Annotated in this window: 18 protein-coding genes; 12 read left to right on the plus strand and 6 right to left on the minus strand. The window is 46.4% G+C overall.

The features are described 5' to 3' along the window. Positions 1-99: 99 nt before the first annotated feature. From asd to VER99_RS13240, 3 genes are all read left to right on the plus strand, one after another. Positions 100-957 carry an archaetidylserine decarboxylase gene (asd, locus tag VER99_RS13230; protein ID WP_020336190.1) on the plus strand — a complete coding sequence of 286 codons (858 nt, stop codon included), beginning with the start codon at positions 100-102 and terminating at the stop codon, positions 955-957. 178 nt (positions 958-1,135) lie between these two features. Continuing rightward, the gene (locus tag VER99_RS13235; protein ID WP_020336191.1) at positions 1,136-2,551 is read left to right on the plus strand and encodes an SLC13 family permease; all 1,416 of its coding nucleotides are present in this window, start codon (positions 1,136-1,138) and stop codon (positions 2,549-2,551) included. Positions 2,552-2,715: 164 nt separating this feature from the next. Continuing rightward, on the plus strand, positions 2,716-3,603 hold the full coding sequence (locus tag VER99_RS13240; RefSeq protein ID WP_020336192.1) for a DMT family transporter: 888 nt from the start codon (positions 2,716-2,718) through the stop codon (positions 3,601-3,603). Between the two features lie 71 nt (positions 3,604-3,674). Here VER99_RS13240 and gpmM read toward each other — a convergent pair whose 3' ends face one another. Beyond that, positions 3,675-5,207, minus strand: coding sequence for a 2,3-bisphosphoglycerate-independent phosphoglycerate mutase (gene gpmM / locus VER99_RS13245; protein WP_014233217.1), 1,533 nt, complete (start codon positions 5,205-5,207; stop codon positions 3,675-3,677). 554 nt (positions 5,208-5,761) lie between these two features. On the opposite strand from gpmM, the gene VER99_RS13250 reads away from it, so the two are divergent. The 5 genes from VER99_RS13250 (at position 5,762) to VER99_RS13270 (ending at position 10,193) form a co-directional block, all read left to right on the plus strand. Beyond that, positions 5,762-6,196 (plus strand): rhodanese-like domain-containing protein, encoded by a 435-nt coding sequence (locus VER99_RS13250; RefSeq protein WP_014233218.1) that lies wholly within the window; start codon positions 5,762-5,764, stop codon positions 6,194-6,196. Between the two features lie 206 nt (positions 6,197-6,402). Further along, positions 6,403-6,873, plus strand: a complete 471-nt coding sequence (secB, locus tag VER99_RS13255; protein ID WP_020336193.1) for a protein-export chaperone SecB — start codon at positions 6,403-6,405, stop codon at positions 6,871-6,873. Positions 6,874-7,083: 210 nt separating this feature from the next. Continuing rightward, positions 7,084-8,121 (plus strand): NAD(P)H-dependent glycerol-3-phosphate dehydrogenase, encoded by a 1,038-nt coding sequence (gpsA, locus tag VER99_RS13260; protein WP_020336194.1) that lies wholly within the window; start codon positions 7,084-7,086, stop codon positions 8,119-8,121. A 72-nt stretch (positions 8,122-8,193) separates the two neighbouring features. Next, positions 8,194-9,015, plus strand: a complete 822-nt coding sequence (gene cysE, locus VER99_RS13265; protein ID WP_014233221.1) for a serine O-acetyltransferase — start codon at positions 8,194-8,196, stop codon at positions 9,013-9,015. Positions 9,016-9,044: 29 nt separating this feature from the next. After that, on the plus strand, positions 9,045-10,193 hold the full coding sequence (locus tag VER99_RS13270; protein ID WP_031779273.1) for a murein hydrolase activator EnvC family protein: 1,149 nt from the start codon (positions 9,045-9,047) through the stop codon (positions 10,191-10,193). Between the two features lie 66 nt (positions 10,194-10,259). On the opposite strand, the gene VER99_RS13275 is transcribed toward VER99_RS13270, so the two are convergent. The 4 genes from VER99_RS13275 to epmA form a co-directional block, all read right to left on the minus strand. Beyond that, positions 10,260-11,216: an acetyltransferase gene (locus VER99_RS13275; protein WP_020336196.1), complete on the minus strand. Its 957-nt coding sequence runs from the start codon at positions 11,214-11,216 to the stop codon at positions 10,260-10,262. A gap of 134 nt (positions 11,217-11,350) precedes the next feature. Continuing rightward, positions 11,351-11,986 (minus strand): TetR/AcrR family transcriptional regulator, encoded by a 636-nt coding sequence (locus tag VER99_RS13280; protein WP_014233224.1) that lies wholly within the window; start codon positions 11,984-11,986, stop codon positions 11,351-11,353. Between the two features lie 21 nt (positions 11,987-12,007). Then, the gene (locus tag VER99_RS13285; protein WP_014233225.1) at positions 12,008-12,382 is read right to left on the minus strand and encodes a VanZ family protein; all 375 of its coding nucleotides are present in this window, start codon (positions 12,380-12,382) and stop codon (positions 12,008-12,010) included. 9 nt (positions 12,383-12,391) lie between these two features. Further along, complete coding sequence (gene epmA / locus VER99_RS13290; RefSeq protein ID WP_020336197.1) at positions 12,392-13,363, minus strand: elongation factor P--(R)-beta-lysine ligase; 972 nt, start codon at positions 13,361-13,363, stop codon at positions 12,392-12,394. 448 nt (positions 13,364-13,811) lie between these two features. On the opposite strand from epmA, the gene frdA reads away from it, so the two are divergent. From frdA to frdD, 4 genes are read left to right on the plus strand one after another with little or no spacing between them, the layout of a single operon-like run. Then, a complete protein-coding gene (gene frdA, locus VER99_RS13295) occupies positions 13,812-15,617 on the plus strand; it encodes a fumarate reductase (quinol) flavoprotein subunit (RefSeq protein WP_020336198.1) in 1,806 nt (601 codons plus the stop codon). Continuing rightward, complete coding sequence (locus VER99_RS13300) at positions 15,617-16,363, plus strand: succinate dehydrogenase/fumarate reductase iron-sulfur subunit (protein ID WP_014233228.1); 747 nt, start codon at positions 15,617-15,619, stop codon at positions 16,361-16,363. Before frdA ends, VER99_RS13300 begins: the two co-directional genes overlap by 1 nt. Beyond that, a complete protein-coding gene (frdC, locus tag VER99_RS13305; protein WP_014233229.1) occupies positions 16,360-16,743 on the plus strand; it encodes a fumarate reductase subunit FrdC in 384 nt (127 codons plus the stop codon). Before VER99_RS13300 ends, frdC begins: the two co-directional genes overlap by 4 nt. Before the next feature lie 11 nt (positions 16,744-16,754). After that, the gene (gene frdD / locus VER99_RS13310) at positions 16,755-17,132 is read left to right on the plus strand and encodes a fumarate reductase subunit FrdD (protein WP_020336199.1); all 378 of its coding nucleotides are present in this window, start codon (positions 16,755-16,757) and stop codon (positions 17,130-17,132) included. A gap of 100 nt (positions 17,133-17,232) precedes the next feature. Here the strand turns inward: frdD and VER99_RS13315 are convergent, their stop codons facing one another. Continuing rightward, positions 17,233-18,636, minus strand: a complete 1,404-nt coding sequence (locus VER99_RS13315) for an SPFH domain-containing protein (protein WP_020336200.1) — start codon at positions 18,634-18,636, stop codon at positions 17,233-17,235. Positions 18,637-18,829: the final 193 nt, after the last annotated feature.

Raw genomic sequence — 18,829 nt, forward strand, 5'->3', positions numbered from 1 at the left:
CTGTGTAATAATTCTTCACCGAATACTGACAAGCCAATTAAATTTCAGTAACATCACGCGCCCTAACGTGCGTATCTAACAGAAGTATCGGAATTAAAGATGGACAAGATTAAAGTTGGACTGCAGTACTGGATCCCACAACATGGCTTAACTCGCCTGATGGGTAAACTAGCTTCATCAGAAGCTGGCAGTCTGACCACAGCAGTTATTCGCTGGTTTATCAAACAGTACAATGTGAACATGGACGAGGCGAAGCACTCTGACCCTAAGCACTTTAAAACGTTCAACGAGTTTTTTGTTCGTGAACTTAAAGAAGGCGCACGTCCGATTGCTGAAGGCGAAGCGGTGATCACTCACCCTGCAGACGCTTGTGTCAGTCAATTTGGCCCGATCGAAGACGGTCAGTTGATTCAGGCAAAAGGCCACAACTTCTCGGCACAAGAACTGCTTGGCGGTGATGCAAAGCTGGCAGAAGAGTTCCAAGACGGCTCATTTGCAACGCTATACCTGTCACCTCGTGACTACCACCGTGTGCACATGCCGTGCGACGGAACGCTGCGTCAAATGATTTACGTACCGGGCGATCTGTTCTCAGTAAACCCACTGACTGCGGAAAATGTGCCAAACCTATTTGCGCGTAATGAGCGCGTCGTTTGTATTTTTGATACCGAGTTTGGCCCAATGGCTCAGGTTCTGGTTGGCGCAACCATCGTAGGCAGCATCGAACAAGTTTGGGCTGGTACGATTACGCCTCCTCGCGGTAATACCGTTTACAAATGGGACTACCCAGCAGAAGGTAACAAAGCAGTTATCCTGAAAAAAGGTGAAGAGATGGGTCGCTTTAAGCTAGGTTCAACCGTTATCAACCTGTTCGCAAAAGATGCCATCACATTCGATGAAAGCATGGAAAATGGTAAGACAACGGTAATGGGTACGCCTTACGCTCATAAGCAGTAAGTTTTCCTGTAAAAAAGCTGATTTCAAAGCCTCCAAATGCGGAGGCTTTTTTATTGATAAAAAACAAAACTCTGTTCGAAATTTAGCCTAATATTTTCAAACTCATACCTGCCTCTAAGTACTTAAAAGCGCAATCAATTATTCTGTGCAATGGAGTGACTATTTAAAGGGGCTACCAATGCCAAAGATGAGTGCGAGTACGCTGGTCAAATTGCTGGTGTGTTTTTTGATTCCGCTTGGCGTCCTAATGATGCCGATCGATGCTATTCCTATTGATGACCTGACTTTAATTCAACATCGTCTACTGGCTATTTTTCTTCTTGCCGCCTTACTTTGGGTACTAGAGCCCGTTCCGGTTTTCGCTACCTCAATTCTGATCATCGCTCTTGAGCTGATCATGATCTCGGATAAAGGATTGCATCTCTTTCGTGCTCCACCAGCAGGTCACGATCTCGGTGACCTGATCGCCTACACCGATATTTTTTCTGCATTCTCATCGCCGATCATCATTCTCTTCATGGGTGGTTTTGCCCTTGCAATTGCTGCCTCAAAATACGATCTCGACAACAACCTTGCACGTGTTCTGCTCAAACCATTTGGTACACAGCCTAAATTCATTATGCTTGGCCTGATGCTGATCACCGCCGTATTCTCGATGTTTATGTCCAATACCGCGACAACGGTGATGATGCTGGCTCTATTAGGCCCAATTGTGGCTTCTGCCCCTAAGGGCGATCTAGGCATTAAAGCACTGGTGTTATGTATCCCTATCGCGGCAAACACTGGTGGTATCGCAACACCGATTGGTACGCCACCCAATGCGATTGCTCTGCAGTATCTAACCGGTGAAAACACGATAGACTTTCTGACCTGGATGATGATGGGTCTGCCGTTTGTATTAATACAACTCACCATTGCCTGGTTTTTACTGCAAAAGCTTTTCCCCTCTAGCGAGGCGGAAATGAAACTCAAGCTAAATGGTACGTTTAAAAGAAGTTGGCGTGCTTATGTGGTCTACGTAACGTTTGCAATGACCATTCTGTTGTGGATGACAACCAAAGCCCACGGTATGAACACTTATGTCGTCGCCATTATCCCACTGGCAATCTTCACCTTGACGGGCATCATGGGCAAAGAAGAGCTGAAATTGATTAACTGGGACGTGCTTTGGCTGGTAGCCGGTGGTATTGCGATTGGCATTGCACTGGATAAAACGGGCTTAGCAGAAGCCCTAGCCCACGCAATAGACTACGAGTCACTCTCTCCGTTTGCGGTTGTGATCGCTCTCTCGATTGTCTGCTGGCTAATGGCGAACTTTATGTCGAACACCGCGACAGCAAACTTATTGATGCCAATTGCTGCCGCTATTGGTGCGTCCATGCCTAGTCTGGCTACTATCGGTGGGCTTCAGGGGCTGTTGGTCGTGGTCGCCTTCTCCGCATCACTCGGCATGATTTTACCTGTCTCGACCCCGCCAAACTCTCTGGCTTACTCTACAGGCTTGATAGAAAGTAAAGACATGGCGAAAGTCGGTCTTATCCTTGGACTGGTCGGCTTGTTTATCGTTTATGGCGCCGTGCTTATTCTCTTTTAGCTCTCAAGCCTGACCATCAGATACAATCGGAAAGCCAATCTTGGTTTTGGAGAAAAAGCAGCTTATCACGCTGCTTTTTCTTTGCCGCTAACTTGTTCTTTTACATCGATACAATTTAATGCATATTAATGCTCCCTCCCGAACCAACAGGACTTTACTCAATCATGGGTTATGAATGGCTGGCACTTTGTGCTGCTTTTTTGTGGGCGATCTCTAGCTTAATTTCCGTCATTCCGGCGCAGCATTTGGGCGCTTTCGCTTATAGCCGTTGGCGTATGGGATGCACGGCAGTCATCCTTACAACCATGGCGTGGATTACTGGCGGCTGGTTAAGTGTGTCGATGGAACACGTCACACCAATGATGGCATCTGGCTTAATTGGTATTTTCATTGGTGATACCGCCCTGTTTGCCTGTATGAACCGTATGGGACCAAGGCAAGCGGGTTTGCTGTTCTCCTGTCACGCCGTATTCTCAACCATCCTTGGCTATTTCCTATTTAGTGAAAGCATGACCAATACGGAATTGCTCGGCTCAGCGTTGGTTTTTAGTGGCGTCGTCATGGCTATTTTCTTTGGCCGACGCGGGCAAACGAATAACGTTTTAGAAGAGGTCAAAGGCAATATCTGGCTAGGGATAGGATTAGGGCTCACTGCAGCAATGTGTCAGGCGCTTGGTGGCATCATAGCCAAGCCAGTGATGCAAACGAGCGTTGACCCCGTCGCAGCATCGGCGATTCGTATGATCAGCGCTTTTATTGCTCACTGCTTGTTACTGGTCATCGGAGTAAAAGTCGCCAGACCAACACAACATATTACGTGGCGTGTTTTTGGTATTACTGCACTGAACGGTTTTCTCGCCATGGCGGTTGGTATGACACTGATTCTTTACGCACTTCGTGAGGGGAATGTAGGCATGGTCGCTCTATTGTCTTCCACCACTCCAATCATGCTGCTCCCACTGCTCTGGATTTATACTAAGCGCAGACCAAACAGATTTGCCTGGCTAGGCGCCGCTCTCGCGGTGATTGGAGCAGGGATTTTGGTCCACTAGAATCCATAGAGCATCAGAAACAAAAAAGCCCGAGATTAACTCGGGCTTTTATCATTCTGCATTTCAGTTAATTACTTAACCAGAATATCACCTGACATTTCTGCAGGGATTTCCAGACCAGCCAGAGAAAGCATGGTTGGCGCTAGATCAGACAGTTTACCGCCTTCTTTAAACTCAACCGCTTTGTCACCTACGTAGATTAGAGGTACTGGTAGGTTTGTGTGCGCTGTGTGAGTACCGCCAGTTTCTGGGTCAACCATCATTTCTGCGTTACCGTGGTCAGCAGTGATAAGTAGCTGGCCGCCCGCTTCTTTGATAGCTTCAACCACTTTGCCCACGCTTTCGTCTAGCGCTTCGATCGCTTTTTCAGCCGCTTCGTAAACACCAGTGTGACCAACCATGTCTGCGTTCGGGTAGTTACAGATGATAGTATCGTACTTACCAGATTTAATAGCCGCTACCAGCTTCTCAGTTAGCTCTGGAGAGCTCATTTCTGGTTGAAGGTCGTAAGTTGCAACTTTTGGAGAAGCAACAAGTTGACGCTCTTCACCGTCAAACTCGCTTTCAACACCGCCGTTGAAGAAGAAAGTAACGTGCGCGTATTTCTCTGTTTCAGAGATACGTAGCTGAGTTTGACCTTGCTTAGACAACCACTCACCGTACGTGTTCTCTAGAGACGCAGGTGGGAATGCGATTGCTAGTGGGATATCCGCTGCGTATTGAGTCAGCATCACGAAGTGAAGTGATGGGAATGCTTCGCGCTCAAAACCATCAAATTCAGGTACGAATGCACGTGTGATTTGACGTGCGCGGTCTGCGCGGTAGTTCATGAAGATAACAGCATCGCCATCTTGCATGATTGCATCTTCTTCGCCTTCCGCTTTGATTGCTGTCGCTTTCACGAACTCATCGTTTTCTTCACGAGCGTAAGCCGCTTCCAAGCCAGCTACTGCTGTTTCAGCTGTGAATTCTGCTTTCGCTTGAGTTAGAAGATCGTAAGCTACCTGAACACGTTCCCAGTTGTTATCACGGTCCATTGCGTAGTAACGGCCCACTAGAGAAGCAACTCGGCCTTTACCTAGTTTCGCAAATAGATCTTGGAAACGTTGTAGCGAGTTTTCTGCACTGCGAGGTGGCGTATCACGGCCGTCCAGGAAGCAATGTAGGTAGATTTTTTCTGCGCCACGAGCTGCAGCCATTTCAACCGCTGCGTAGATGTGATCTTCGTGAGAGTGTACGCCACCTGGAGACATCAGACCCATGATGTGTACTGCTTTCTCAGCTTTTACAGCTGCATCGATAGCTTCAACCAACGCTGGTGTTTCAGCGAATTCGCCGTCAGCGATAGATTTAGTAATACGAGTTAGGTCTTGGTATACAACTCGACCTGCGCCAATGTTAGTGTGACCAACTTCTGAGTTACCCATTTGACCATCAGGAAGGCCAACATCCATACCTGAAGCAGAGATTAGAGTATTTGGGTTGTTCGCAATCAGTGCATCCATTACTGGCGTTTTCGCATTCGCAATTGCGTTACTTGCTGTGTCTTCACGGTAACCGTAACCGTCAAGGATAACTAGAGCCAATGGCTTCTTAGCTGACATAGTGATGACCTCATCAAATTTAGTAACTTTTTGGCGTGTAGGGCTTCTCTGCCCCATCTAACCCTGAAACAAAACTAGCGTAATTTTACTACACTTTTTAACCAAAACTGTAGGGTAAGATCAAATATTGTTTGCGATTTATCGTTGCTATCTTACAAGTTTAGGAAACAACGAGTCTCTGTCAGCAAACCTGTCCAACAAGCATAGTCACTCCCCACAAGCTTTGTACACCCGGTCTATATTCGATTTTTACGTCCGATTTTGGCGGTAGATCTTTCTAAGCGAGTCGCGTTTTAGACCTGTGTTGTTGCTTGAAAGACAAAACCTATCGCTTATTGTTCTCCTTTTCCTGAAAAACAGAAGTCACTTAGACCAATAGCTACAATAGGAAATCTTGATGAATAAAGCCGCGGCCAGTGGCAGGGTAATTCTGGCGTGATGAATTTGTAGAGATCTCAATTATTCGTTAGAAAATTTTAACCCTCTCGCCTAAGAGGCCTAACCTCGCTATACTCCTGCTTTAATTTTCCGCCAACAGTGCAAGAGCTCAAGACATGCAAGAGTACATTGAATTTTTCCAACAAAACATGATTCTATCTTTGGTTTGGGTAGGTCTTCTTATCGCATTTATCCTGAATATCGTTAAGTCAGCGACAGCGGCATACAAAGAAATCAACGTAAACCAACTGACTCACCTTATTAACCGTGAAAACGGTGTTGTGGTGGATATTCGTACACAAGATGAGTACAAAAAAGGCCATATCACTGACTCACTTCACATTTTACCGTCAGATATCAAATCAGGTAGCTTTGGTAGCCTTGAAAACCATAAATCCGACCCAATCATCCTAGTATGCAAGACGGGCCAAACCGCTCAGGAGAGCGCAAACCTACTAGCAAAAGCAGGCTTTACAAACGTAAGTCTACTTAAGAATGGTTTGATCGCATGGAACGAAGCGAACCTTCCTTTAGTACGCGGTAAAAAGTAGTACAAAGGTCGCCTTCATCGCGATTGGGAGCCTAGTGGATAACAAACTGAGCAAATAAAAAGCAGTTGAAGCCCTAAGTTGTGACGCTTTGCACGTAATACACGCTTCATCTAGTCACGGTAAACTTGCTCAGTTAGTCTCAGGACAAACCAGATTTCTGGGTTTAGGCGTTCTAAACCCAACAAATGTTTATTAAGGATTTAAAAATGGCAGAAGCTACACCACAAGACGCACAACAAAACTTCGCAATTCAACGCATCTTCCTGAAAGACGTTTCTTTCGAAGCGCCTAACTCTCCAGTAGTCTTTCAAAAAGAGTGGAACCCAGACGTTAAACTAGACCTAGACACTCAAAGCCGTGAGCTTGGTGAAGGCGTTTACGAAGTCGTTCTACGTCTGACAGTTACTGTTAAGAACGAAGAAGAAACAGCGTTCCTATGTGAAGTTCAACAAGGTGGTATCTTCACAGCTGAAAAAATGGAAGCTGGTCAACTAGCGCATTGCCTAGGTGCATTCTGCCCTAACATCCTATTCCCATACGCTCGCGAAACTATCTCAAGCCTAGTGGTTAAAGGTACGTTCCCTCAACTGAACCTAGCACCAGTAAACTTTGACGCTCTGTTCATGAACTACCTACAACAGCAAGCTCAACAAGGTGAAGGCGAAGCTGAAGCGTAATTCACATTTGTAAGTGACACGTCGGTTTGAAGACAGCCGAAAGTGTCACATACCTAAGAAAATGCACAAAGCGTCCACCGAGCGATGCGATGTGCATTTTTTATTTCTGAATAAGTTGCAAGACAAACCCTAGTTCCTAGCCCCTAGACAGCGTAAAATCTGGCAATAATGAACTAGATTCTACTAGTAGAACAACGATTAGGCGGTAGCATGACACAAGCAAATACCAACAATGCTTACGGTAAAGACATCGCAATGACTGTGATTGGCGCAGGCTCGTATGGCACCTCACTGGCTATTTCTCTTGCCCGTAACGGTGCAAACGTGATCCTTTGGGGTCATGACCCAGAGCACATGGCTCGCCTTGAAGCAGATCGTGCTAACCACGAATTCTTACCTGATATCGATTTTCCAGAAAGTCTGATTATCGAATCGGATCTGGAAAAAGCGGTGCAAGCAAGTCGTGACTTGTTGGTTGTCGTTCCGAGCCATGTATTTGGTATCGTTCTGAAAAGCTGTAAGCCTTTCCTACGTGAAGATACACGCATCTGCTGGGCAACCAAAGGCCTAGAGCCAGAAACTGGTCGTCTGTTAAAAGATGTCGCCTTTGATATCATCGGGGAAAACTACTCGCTGGCAGTATTGTCTGGCCCAACTTTCGCCAAAGAACTGGCCATGGGGCTGCCAACGGCAATTTCCGTTGCGTCACCAGATGCTGAATTTGTTGCTGATCTGCAAGAAAAGATCCACTGCAGCAAAACATTCCGCGTGTACGCTAATAGTGATTTCATTGGCATGCAGCTTGGTGGTGCCGTAAAAAATGTCATTGCGATCGGCGCTGGTATGTCAGATGGTATCGGATTTGGTGCTAACGCACGAACTGCACTGATCACCCGAGGCTTGGCTGAAATGAGCCGTTTAGGTGCCGCTCTGGGTGCGAAACCAGAAACCTTTATGGGTATGGCTGGGTTGGGTGATCTTGTTCTCACCTGTACCGATAACCAATCCCGTAACCGTCGTTTTGGTTTGGCATTAGGTCAAGGTAAAGACGTCGATACCGCGCAGGAAGAAATTGGTCAGGTTGTGGAAGGTTACCGCAACACCAAAGAGGTATGGATGCTCTCCCAACGTATGGGTGTTGAAATGCCAATTGTTGACCAAATTTATCAAGTATTGTATCAAGGAAAAGACGCGCGCCTGGCAGCACAAGATTTACTTGCTCGTGACAAAAAGTCTGAAGGTAAATAGCACCCTAACGCCTCATCTGAGAAGAATATAAGTTGTCGGGTCACGGAAGAAGAACTACTCAGGATATTGAGAATGAAACACTGCGAAAAACAAAAAGTCTGGAACAAAATTGTTGCAGAAGCCCGCGAAATGTCAGAGCAGGAGCCAATGCTGGCCAGCTTTTACCACGCGACGATCATCAAGCATGAAAGTCTCGGCGCTGCCCTGAGTTACATTTTGGCCAACAAATTAGACACAGCCTCGATGCCAGCTATGGCAGTGAGGGAGGTAATTGAAGAGGCGTTTATCGCCGATCCAAACATTACCGACTGTGCGGCCTGCGACATTTGTGCCACAGTGAATCGTGACCCTGCGGTTTCTATGTACTCAATGCCCCTGCTGTATTTAAAAGGCTACCACGCGCTGCAAGGATATCGTGTCGCAAACTGGTTGTGGTCACAAGGCCGTCATGCATTAGCGACCTATCTGCAAAACCAAATTTCGGTTGCGTGTCAGGTGGATATTCACCCTGCGGCGCGAATTGGCTGTGGGATCATGCTCGACCACGCGACAGGCATCGTGATTGGTGAAACCGCCGTTGTGGAAGATGATGTATCTATCCTGCAGGACGTGACCTTAGGTGGTACGGGTAAAGAGTGCGGTGATCGTCACCCGAAAATCCGTGAAGGCGTGATGATTGGTGCCGGTGCAAAAATTCTTGGTAACATCGAAGTGGGTGAAGGTGCAAAAATTGGCTCTTGCTCCGTGGTTCTACAACCGGTTCCCCCTCACACGACCGTGGCAGGGGTACCAGCAAAAATCGTGGGCCGACCAAAAACAGATAAGCCATCACTCGATATGGACCAGGGCTTCAATGGCAAATCTCAAAGCTTTATCCATGGAGATGGTATTTAATCGCTCTCTAATTTTTATATAACAACAATGTGGTAGGTAACTCTCAAGTGCGAAAACAAAATCATCCAGTGCTCCGCTCGGCTATTTTATTAACTTGTGCTTTATCTGCCACGTTCCCTCTCACCTCTTCCGCTGTGAGTCAGCAAGAGTTGAAAGGGGTCTCCAGCGAAATCAATCGCCAGAAGAAAGCCCTCACCTCTCAAGAAAAGCAACTGAATGAACTGCAAAAATCTCTGAAAGACCAAGAGCTGGGGATCTCAGCTCTAGAAAGAGAGATCAAACAGACCAAAGCAGAGCTCACTCAAGCCGATAAAAACATCAATAACTTAGAAGAAAAGATCGCCTTACAAGAGGGTCAGCGTCAGGCGCAGGAAGAAGAGCTGAAACAGCTTCTGCAAACCTATTACGTGACTGAGCGTGCTAAAGCCAATGGGCACTTGCTCAATCAGGGCGTCGAAGAAGATCGTATCAGCCAGTACTTTCAACACTTGGCAAAAGCACGCTCCGAAATCATTGATGCCATTACCCAAACCACTCAGAAGCTGGAACACAATAAGAACCAACTTGAGCTGGAAAAAGAGCAAATTGAAACGCTGCTAAAACAGCAATCCGAAAAGCGTACCGCGCTGGCAAGTACGCAGTCGAAACGTAAACAAACGCTGAGCAAAATTCAGGGCAGCATTACCAACGACAAACGCTATCTGGCAGAGTTGCAGCGTAATGAAACTCGCCTTAAAGCCGAAATAGCTAAAGCCGCTAAGCGCAATGCGGTGCCAATGGATGGTTTAGGTAAGCAGCGCGGTAAACTACCTTGGCCAATAACAGGTAGTGTGCTGCATAACTTCGGCACTCGTCAGACTGGTCAGGTTAACTGGAAAGGCATGGTGCTATCCGCCAACTATGGCCAGCAAGTCAAAGCGGTTTATCCCGGCACTGTCGTATTCGCTGAGTACTTACGTGGTTATGGATTGGTGGTACTCCTCGACCACGGTAAAGGAGACATGACCCTTTACGGATACAATCAGGCACTAACGAAAAAAGAAGGTGATAGAGTGACAGCTGGTGAGGTTATTGCTCTTGCTGGTGATACCGGGGGTCAAGACAGAGCATCCCTTTACTTTGAGATTCGTCGTAACAGCGAAGCACAAAACCCGAAATCCTGGTTAAAACGCCTGTAAGTAAAAATAGCCTAAAGAAAAAGGAGCCGATGGCTCCTTTTTACACAAATGAATGACTCTAAATCGTTACGCGTAATACGTTTCAACCGCGTCAATAAATGCGCTCACATCGTCTTTGCTTAACGCATTGATTCCCGCCGCAGCCTCTCGACCACCGCCTGTCGGGAACTGTCCACAAACCGCCACCGCACCCTGCTTGTTATTCAATGGAGCGCGCAGTGATACCGTATAAGTACCATCTACGTTTTCGGTTAAAACAGCATGAGCTGAATCTGGGTTTTGATTCGCCAACCAGTTACCATAAACTCCGCTGATACGACGTGAAGCGGCATTGTCTGGTAGCTCAAACAGTTTCAGTTTATTGCTTTCATGGGTGGCAGGAATCGCTTGGGCGGCATCCATATCTTGCTGATAGGCCGATTGCAGCAAGTAGAATGGAGAAGACGCATCTGCAATGACATCAAATGGCGAAGTATATTTCATCAATGCTTGATATAAATCCGCCGGATGAAAATGTAGATCATCAACCTTCGAACCATAGCCGTTGTAATTGATCAACGTGCCCAGCTCTTTCAGTTGCGCTTTCTGCTCTGCCGAAAAGCCAGCAAGGTCAGCCAGTTCATCAGCTTTAGCAATCAGGTTATCACCATACGCTGCCGTTATAGCCCAGGCATGAAAACGTCCCTGCAACAGTTTATCGACAATCAAAGCCGTACACATATTCGCATCGAGATCGATGTGCGCATCTAAGTTACCATGCTGTGGAATGTCACCCGCTTTATGGTGATCGGCGTAAAAAACATGAGCGCCCTGAGCCAAAGCATGCTCCAGACCTGCCATGTTCTTTTCCATCGAAACGTCTAAAACCGTCAGCTCGTCGCCCGCTTGTACATCCACGGTTTCTACCAGCTTGATACCGCGTTTTACACCCGTTACCAATTTGGCTTCCAGAGGATCAGCTAAGCGCAGTTGCAGCAGAGCGATAATGCCGTCCGCATCACCATTAAATATGTCGTAATTCATTGAAAGATAATTCCTTTATCGAGATAACTTTGCTCAGGTATAAATTGAGGTTTGTAACTATTGTGCGCTGCGCGTGCCACAAGTCAACTCAAGTTACGATTCGAAAATGAAATTAAGCTTAAAATAATACGCCATTAGCCCTGCATAGCACTTACGCCATCTTCCAACAGTAACAACTGCTCCAACCCTTGCTCCGTTGCGAGTGGTTTTACAACATTTATCATCTGAAGCATGCCTTGTCGCACCATTTGCTCGGTAATGTTGGATTTAGGTAGCATCGCAGATTGGTAAGACAACCAACTACAAGCGATGAGGTGCAGCGTGCATACCAAAGATGTTAATTGCTGCTGATCAACGTTCAGCAATTTGAGGGCAACGAATTCCTGCATGATCGCAATCAAATTGGCTTGCAGTTTGTCCTGCACCTCGATGTATTGCTCGTGAAGTTGCTCATCACGCGACAAAATCTCTGGTAAATTGGCGTAGAAAAAACGGTACTTCCACATCAGCGTAAAGGTCGAATCTAGGTAACTCTTCAGCATAGTCAGACTCTCTTGAGAGCCTTTAAGAGGGGTAAATCTTTCTAAAAGTTCTGCTGAATAAAGCGCAAAGATTTCGCGGACGATTTCTTGCTTATTGCGAAAGTGGTAATAAAGATTACCTGGACTGATTTCGATGTGATCGGCAATGTGATTAGTGGTGATATTTCGCTCACCATGTTGGTTAAACAACTCCAGTGCCGCGTAGACTATTTTGTCGCGCGTTTTCATTATTATCGTATTCCCTTTTCTTTAACGAATCGAGTATAGCGACTTCACCAACCTAGGTCGATAGAGGCTCCAAATACGATAACTTAGCAGACCAGTCAGAATCCCCGTGCCATTAGCGACAAGGTCTAACCAAGAGGTTTCTCTACCGACATAACCTTGTAGCCATTCAATCACCGCGCTGAACAACAGGATACTAATTGCCACTATCCAGCGTTTTCGCCAATGACGAACACAGCAACAAGCAACAAAAGCAAAACTCGTGTATGCCATTAAATGTTGTAGCTTATCGAGGTAAGTAAACGACCCCCACTTTTGTAGCTCTCCTGAGCTGAGCGATAAATACGCAATCACAACAGCGCAACCGCAAATAATCAAACGTCCAACCGTTCGGTTCATTGGATATCCTTATGCAATAGGGAACGGGAATGCTGTTACCTGATCAATATGATCACAGCCTAAAGCCAACATGATGAGTCGATCAACGCCTAACGCTACGCCAGCACAGTCCGGCAACCCAGCCTCTAGTGCCGCAATAAGATGATAGTCAATCGGCTGAGGCTTCAAACCCATCTCTAAGCGTTTCGCATTGTCTTGTTCAAAACGCGTAAGTTGTTCTTTAGGATTGTCTAACTCATGGAAACCATTAGCGAGCTCTATCCCTTTAAAATACACTTCAAAGCGATCAGCAACACGGCTGTCTTGAGGGTTTATTTTTGCTAATGCCGCTTGCGATGCAGGAAAGTCATAAACAAACGCAGGCGCATCCTGACCAATCTTACTTTCGACACCAATACTAAACAGGAGTTGCAGTAAAGTATCGCGGTCATCTTCCGGATCAGCAATATCACTCAGCCCCAGCTTTCCGGCGACGACTTTAAGCTCTGACATTGAGCCTTCAAGCGGACACACGCCTAGAACATCAAGAAACGCCTGCTGATACGTCATACGATGAGCCGAGCCACACTTCAGCACTCGCTGTAGCAACTCATCCATCTCATCCATTAACTGATGATGGTCAAAACCAACTCGATACCATTCCAGCATGGTGAATTCTGGATTGTGGTAACGGCCATTCTCTTCGTTGCGAAACGCTTTATTGATCTGGTAGATGCAGCCACTACCCGCCGCCAATAAACGTTTCATATGGAATTCGGGACTGGTCATAAAGAACAGCTTACTGCCGTCAGCGTAGCCAGGGCCAACAAACTCGGTTTGAAAGGTATGCAAATGAATATCCGTCACCGTCGCGTGGCTCATGGCAGGCGTATCCACTTCCATCACTTGTCGCTCGGCAAAAAATCGGCGAATAGTGGCGATCAACGCCGCACGTTGACGAAGTTGTTCAATGGAAGCAGTCGGTTGCCAATTGGTTTGCATAACAAGTCTCTCAAAGCTTAGGGCTAGCAGCTAAAGCCCACATTCTACATGTTTTTACTTTGGGGCGAGAAACGATTTCATTCGCTTTTAAAGACCGGTTATTACTGTGCGACAAAGCAACATGAAGCCAAAATTTTTCGTACTACAAAGCAAAATCAACACTCACCACAAAACCTGTTATCAACCTCGCCAACAACAAGCAACACTCCATTAACACTCAATAATTTCAGTTAGAGGTTACAAATATTCTCGCCGTGATAGTAATCACATAACCTGTAATTTTTATGCTCTTAAGTGCATTACCAAAGAAAAAACCTAATTACATCAATATTTATCTCATACAGCTCCACTACACTAATCTCTACTACTTTCGGGGAGCTTCTCTTCGAGAACCCCTCACAATCACAATAACAAGCGGATTTCCGCAATTACTCACTGGAGGATAACTGTGCAAATTATCACCACAGATATCGCAGTCATCGGCGCTGGCGGCGCTGGTCTTCGTACTGCTATTGCAGCGGCAGAGGCAAACCCAGATTTAGAAGTCGCTCTGATTTCTAAAGTTTATCCTATGCGCTCACACACGGTCGCAGCGGAGGGTGGCTCAGCAGCAGTTATCAAGGATGAAGATAGCTTAGATAACCACTTCAACGATACGGTTGGCGGTGGCGACTGGCTATGTGAACAGGACGTCGTTGAATATTTTGTAGAAAACGCAACCCGCGAAATGATCCAAATGGAACAATGGGGTTGTCCTTGGAGCCGTAAAGAGAACGGGGAAGTTAACGTTCGCCGCTTTGGCGGTATGAAGGTTGAACGAACTTGGTTTGCAGCGGATAAAACCGGCTTCCATATGCTTCACACCCTATTCCAAACTTCAATGAAGTACAGCAACATCAAACGTTTTGATGAGTACTTTGTGTTAGATCTGCTTGTTGACGATGGTGAAGTACAAGGCTTAATCGCCATTCACATGTCTGAAGGTGAGTTGGTAACCATCAAAGCGAAATCTGTTGTGCTTGCTACTGGTGGCGCAGGACGAGTTTACCACTGTAACACCAACGGCGGTATCGTAACGGGCGATGGCATGGCAATGGCTTACCGTCACGGTGTTCCGCTACGTGATATGGAATTTGTTCAATACCACCCTACTGGCCTACCAGGTACTGGTATCCTAATGACAGAAGGTTGTCGTGGTGAAGGTGGTATTATTGTCAACAAAAACGGCTACCGCTACCTACAAGACTACGGCATGGGCCCTGAAACTCCAGTGGGTCAACCGAAAAACAAATACATGGAACTGGGTCCACGTGACAAAGTTTCTCAAGCTTTCTGGCATGAGCAACAGAAAGGCAACACCATCAAACACCCACTGGGTGACGTGGTGCACCTAGACCTTCGCCACCTTGGTGAAGAGTACCTACAAGAACGTTTACCTTTCATCTGTGAGCTAGCAAAAGCTTACGTGAACGTTGATCCTGCAAAAGAACCAATTCCAATTCGTCCGACCGTGCACTACACCATGGGCGGCATCGAAACTGATGGTGGCTGTGAGACTCGCGTTAAAGGTCTATTCGCAGTTGGTGAGTGTGCGTCAGTTGGTCTGCATGGTGCGAACCGTCTTGGCTCTAACTCTCTGGCTGAGTTCGTGGTATTTGGCCGAGTTGCGGGTGAAAACGCAGTGAAACGTGCAGCAGAATTCAAAGGCTGGAACGACGACGCTATCGCAGATCAAGTGAAAGCTGTAGAAGAACGCATTGCCAGCCTAATGAACCAAGAAGGCGATGAAAACTGGGCAGACATCCGTACCGAAATGGGCCACACCATGGAAGCGGGTTGTGGTATCTACCGCCAAGAAGATCTGATGCAAGCAACCATCGATAAGATCACGGAACTTAAACAACGTTACAAACGCATTAGCATCAAAGACAAAGGCAAAGTGTTCAACACTGACCTTCTGTACGCAATCGAAGTCGGTTACGGCCTGGAAGTGGCAGAAGCGATGGTTCACTCTGCAATCCTGCGCAAAGAATCTCGCGGTGCACACCAACGTCTCGATGATGGCTGCACTGAACGTGACGACGTGAACTTCCTGAAACACTCACTTGCTTTCTATCAACCAGACGCAGCGCCTAGCATCGACTACAGCAATGTAACTATTACTAAGTCTCAGCCTAAAGCGCGTCTATACGGTGAAGCTGCAGAAAAAGCCGCAGCAGAAGAAGCAGCGAAGAACGCAGAGGAGCAAGCATAATGTCAGCAAACCGCATCCAGAAAGTAGACATTCTGCGTTATGACCCAGAAAAAGACGCAGAACCGCACTTACAAACTTTCGAAGTACCATTCGATGAAACAATGTCTGTGCTCGACGCGATTGGTTACATCAAAGATAACCTAGACAAAGACCTGTCTTACCGATGGTCTTGTCGTATGGCAATCTGTGGCTCATGCGGCATCATGGTTAATGGTGTGCCTAAGCTAGCTTGTAAGAGCTTCTTACGTGACTACCAAAATGGTCTGAAAATCGAGCCATTAGCGAATTTCCCGATTGAGAAAGACTTGATCGTTGATATGACGCCATTTATCGAGCGTCTTGAAGCGATCAAACCTTACATCATTGGCAACGACCGCAAACCTGAAGACGGCACAAACTTGCAAACGCCAGAGCAAATGGCGAAATACAAGCAGTTTGCTGGTTGTATCAACTGTGGTCTGTGTTACGCAGCGTGTCCGCAGTTCGGTCTCAATCCAGAGTTTATCGGCCCGGCAGCGCTGACTTTGGCGCACCGTTACAACTTAGATAGCCGTGATAACGGTAAAGCTGAACGTATGAAGCTGATTAACGGTGAGAATGGCGCCTGGGGTTGTACGTTTGTAGGTTACTGTTCTGAGGTTTGTCCAAAGAGCGTTGACCCTGCAGCAGCAGTAAACCAAGGCAAAGTAGAGTCTTCTATGGACTTCGTAATTGCGATGCTGAAACCTCAGGAGGCAGAAGGATGAGTAACCGTAAACCTTACGTTCGTGAAGTAAAACGCACTTGGTGGAAGGACCATCCTTTCTACCGCTTCTACATGTTACGTGAAGCGACGGTACTGCCACTGATTCTATTCACCATCTTCCTGACTTTCGGTCTGGGTTCACTAGTGAAAGGGCCTGAAGCTTGGCAAGGCTGGTTAGAGTTCATGGCAAACCCAATCGTAGTCGCGATCAACATTGTTGCGCTACTTGGAAGCCTGTTCCACGCACAAACCTTCTTCAGCATGATGCCACAGGTGATGCCAATTCGCCTAAAAGGCAAACCTGTAGGTAAGAATATCATCGTACTGACTCAGTGGGCAGCGGTCGCGTTTATCTCACTGATCGTTCTCATCGTGGTGTAAGGAGCTGAACAATGAAACCAAATTATAGTGTAAATACATCACCAAAACGTTCGGATGAGCCAATCTGGTGGGGACTGTTTGGTGCAGGCGGTACCTGGTTTGCGATGATCACTCCTATCACCGTACTTGTCCTTGGTATCCTAGTTCCACTGGGCGTGATTGATGCTGATGCAATGAGCTACGAGCGAGTATCTGAATTCGCGACCAGCATCATTGGTGCGCTATTTATCATCGGTACACTAGCGCTGCCAATGTGGCATGCAATGCACCGTGTTCACCACGGTATGCACGACCTTAAGTTCCACACTGGTGTGGTGGGCAAAGTGGCATGCTACGCGTTTGCTGGCCTTATCAGTGCGCTATCAGTTATCTTTATCTTCATGATTTAAGACACTGTTATAAATGAAAAAAGCTGGCTTTATGCCAGCTTTTTTTGTTTTTGGACACCCATGATCTTTTTGCTTTAAAAGCTTTTGGCCACCTATGATCTTATTGCTGAGTAATCTTCTTAGTTTGATCCATTAAGCCAAGAGCACCAAAACCAGTGATCACATCTAAGTTCGTTTTCAGGCCTGTTTCCTGATTACCACCAATATAGTTTTGCGGCATTTGAACTTGGAAGTTTTGCAGATTACTGTACAACGAGTTTGCAACCTCACGGTTCAACTCAGCTAGGTAAACTTCTCGGTTTGCTCCTAATGCCGCATACTTCGCTTTCAGGACTTCGGCTTCTGCGCGGCCTTTCTCTAAAATCGCTTTCGCTTCATATTGAGCGGAAAGAGCATTGGCTTTCTGAATCGCTAAGTTCGCTTCTGCCATTGCCAGCTCTTTTTCTTTCTCCACTTCAGCAAGTCGCTTGGTTTTCTCCACTTCAACGATTTCACGCTCAGCTATTTGACGAGCAACCTCGACCTCTTTTTGCTGAGAAATAATAGCGAGCTCTTTCTGACGTTGTGCATCCTGAACTTCACGAGTACGCTGAATTTCTTTACGCAGCTGCTCAGTTTCGGCCTGAGCTTTAGAAGTTTCCTGCTCCTGAATTGCGCGAATGCGATCTGCGACCAAGCGTTTTTTATCTGCCAATAACTGATCAAGCTGCTTCTCTGGCTGCGGGTCACCAATGGTTACCTGAGTAACTTGAATGCCGTATTGCTGTAACGGGTTATCCTGTCGGATAGGTTGGCCTGTTTTGTCTACGACCGGTACCGTTTTCCAGACTAACTGATTCGTACGCTGCAATTGATTGGCGTTGGCCTGATTTGCACCAACAGGAGCCAGGTCAAGCTCTTCAACTTCCACCTGACGACGCTCAGTCAGATAAATACCTTCTCGAAGCTGATCACCCAACTTAGATTTAAACTGGTTCAAACCGCCCTGAAAGAACTCTTCTCCAGTATACTGAGTCGCGGTAATCACCGTTACGTTTCGGGCATTTTTTACTAATAACGCATCGATCAGATTGCTGTTATTACGAAACTCTCGGTGCATTTTCTTCACTGCTTCCGGATCATTACTCAATTTAAAACGGAATGTGACGGGAATCTGACCAATATAAGTATCCGCAAAGCGTACTTGTACCGGCTCAAGCCTCTGGTAAAAATCCTCACCCTTGTTGTTACCAAATGACACAGTGATGACTTGGTCATATTGGGTGATTTTAGACAGAAAGGGCATACGAAAATGAATACCCGGTTCAGTGAACACATCCAATTCACCGGTAATATTGTTCTGGTGCACATAACTGTAACCTGCATCGGTCATCAAAACAGAACTGTTAATGGTTAACCCTATAGCCAACAACGGTATACCAAAAACTGCCGCTTTTATCCCTCGGTGAAGTAATCGACGTCGTTCTTCAACTTTTAAGCTTTGTCCTAAACCTGTGCTTTCCATATTGTTCTCCTTATTGCGGTTGTCATTGAGTTAAATCGATAAAAATCAAATTGCTATGCAACTCAACGACCTCTGGAGATAATCTATCAAATGGTAACCTTAAGGAATAATCGAAAGATTCATCAAACAAATACGTTTTTAACGAATAATACAAAAATAATAAAACTATGCGGTGCGCTTCTTGTTTTAGCCA

Source organism: Vibrio natriegens NBRC 15636 = ATCC 14048 = DSM 759 (genome assembly GCF_035621455.1).
GTDB classification, from domain to species: Bacteria; Pseudomonadota; Gammaproteobacteria; order Enterobacterales; family Vibrionaceae; genus Vibrio; species Vibrio natriegens.

Coding starts and splice junctions, on each gene's coding strand:
- secB (WP_020336193.1), top strand. CDS start 6,403: ATGGCAGAAGCTACACCACAAGACGCACAACAAAACTTCGCAATTCAA.
- VER99_RS13280 (WP_014233224.1), bottom strand. CDS start 11,986: ATGAAAACGCGCGACAAAATAGTCTACGCGGCACTGGAGTTGTTTAAC.
- asd (WP_020336190.1), top strand. CDS start 100: ATGGACAAGATTAAAGTTGGACTGCAGTACTGGATCCCACAACATGGC.
- VER99_RS13250 (WP_014233218.1), top strand. CDS start 5,762: ATGCAAGAGTACATTGAATTTTTCCAACAAAACATGATTCTATCTTTG.
- gpmM (WP_014233217.1), bottom strand. CDS start 5,207: ATGTCAGCTAAGAAGCCATTGGCTCTAGTTATCCTTGACGGTTACGGT.
- gpsA (WP_020336194.1), top strand. CDS start 7,084: ATGACACAAGCAAATACCAACAATGCTTACGGTAAAGACATCGCAATG.
- cysE (WP_014233221.1), top strand. CDS start 8,194: ATGAAACACTGCGAAAAACAAAAAGTCTGGAACAAAATTGTTGCAGAA.
- VER99_RS13315 (WP_020336200.1), bottom strand. CDS start 18,636: ATGGAAAGCACAGGTTTAGGACAAAGCTTAAAAGTTGAAGAACGACGT.
- VER99_RS13240 (WP_020336192.1), top strand. CDS start 2,716: ATGGGTTATGAATGGCTGGCACTTTGTGCTGCTTTTTTGTGGGCGATC.
- VER99_RS13300 (WP_014233228.1), top strand. CDS start 15,617: ATGTCAGCAAACCGCATCCAGAAAGTAGACATTCTGCGTTATGACCCA.
- epmA (WP_020336197.1), bottom strand. CDS start 13,363: ATGCAAACCAATTGGCAACCGACTGCTTCCATTGAACAACTTCGTCAA.
- frdC (WP_014233229.1), top strand. CDS start 16,360: ATGAGTAACCGTAAACCTTACGTTCGTGAAGTAAAACGCACTTGGTGG.
- VER99_RS13235 (WP_020336191.1), top strand. CDS start 1,136: ATGCCAAAGATGAGTGCGAGTACGCTGGTCAAATTGCTGGTGTGTTTT.
- VER99_RS13275 (WP_020336196.1), bottom strand. CDS start 11,216: ATGAATTACGACATATTTAATGGTGATGCGGACGGCATTATCGCTCTG.
- VER99_RS13285 (WP_014233225.1), bottom strand. CDS start 12,382: ATGAACCGAACGGTTGGACGTTTGATTATTTGCGGTTGCGCTGTTGTG.
- frdD (WP_020336199.1), top strand. CDS start 16,755: ATGAAACCAAATTATAGTGTAAATACATCACCAAAACGTTCGGATGAG.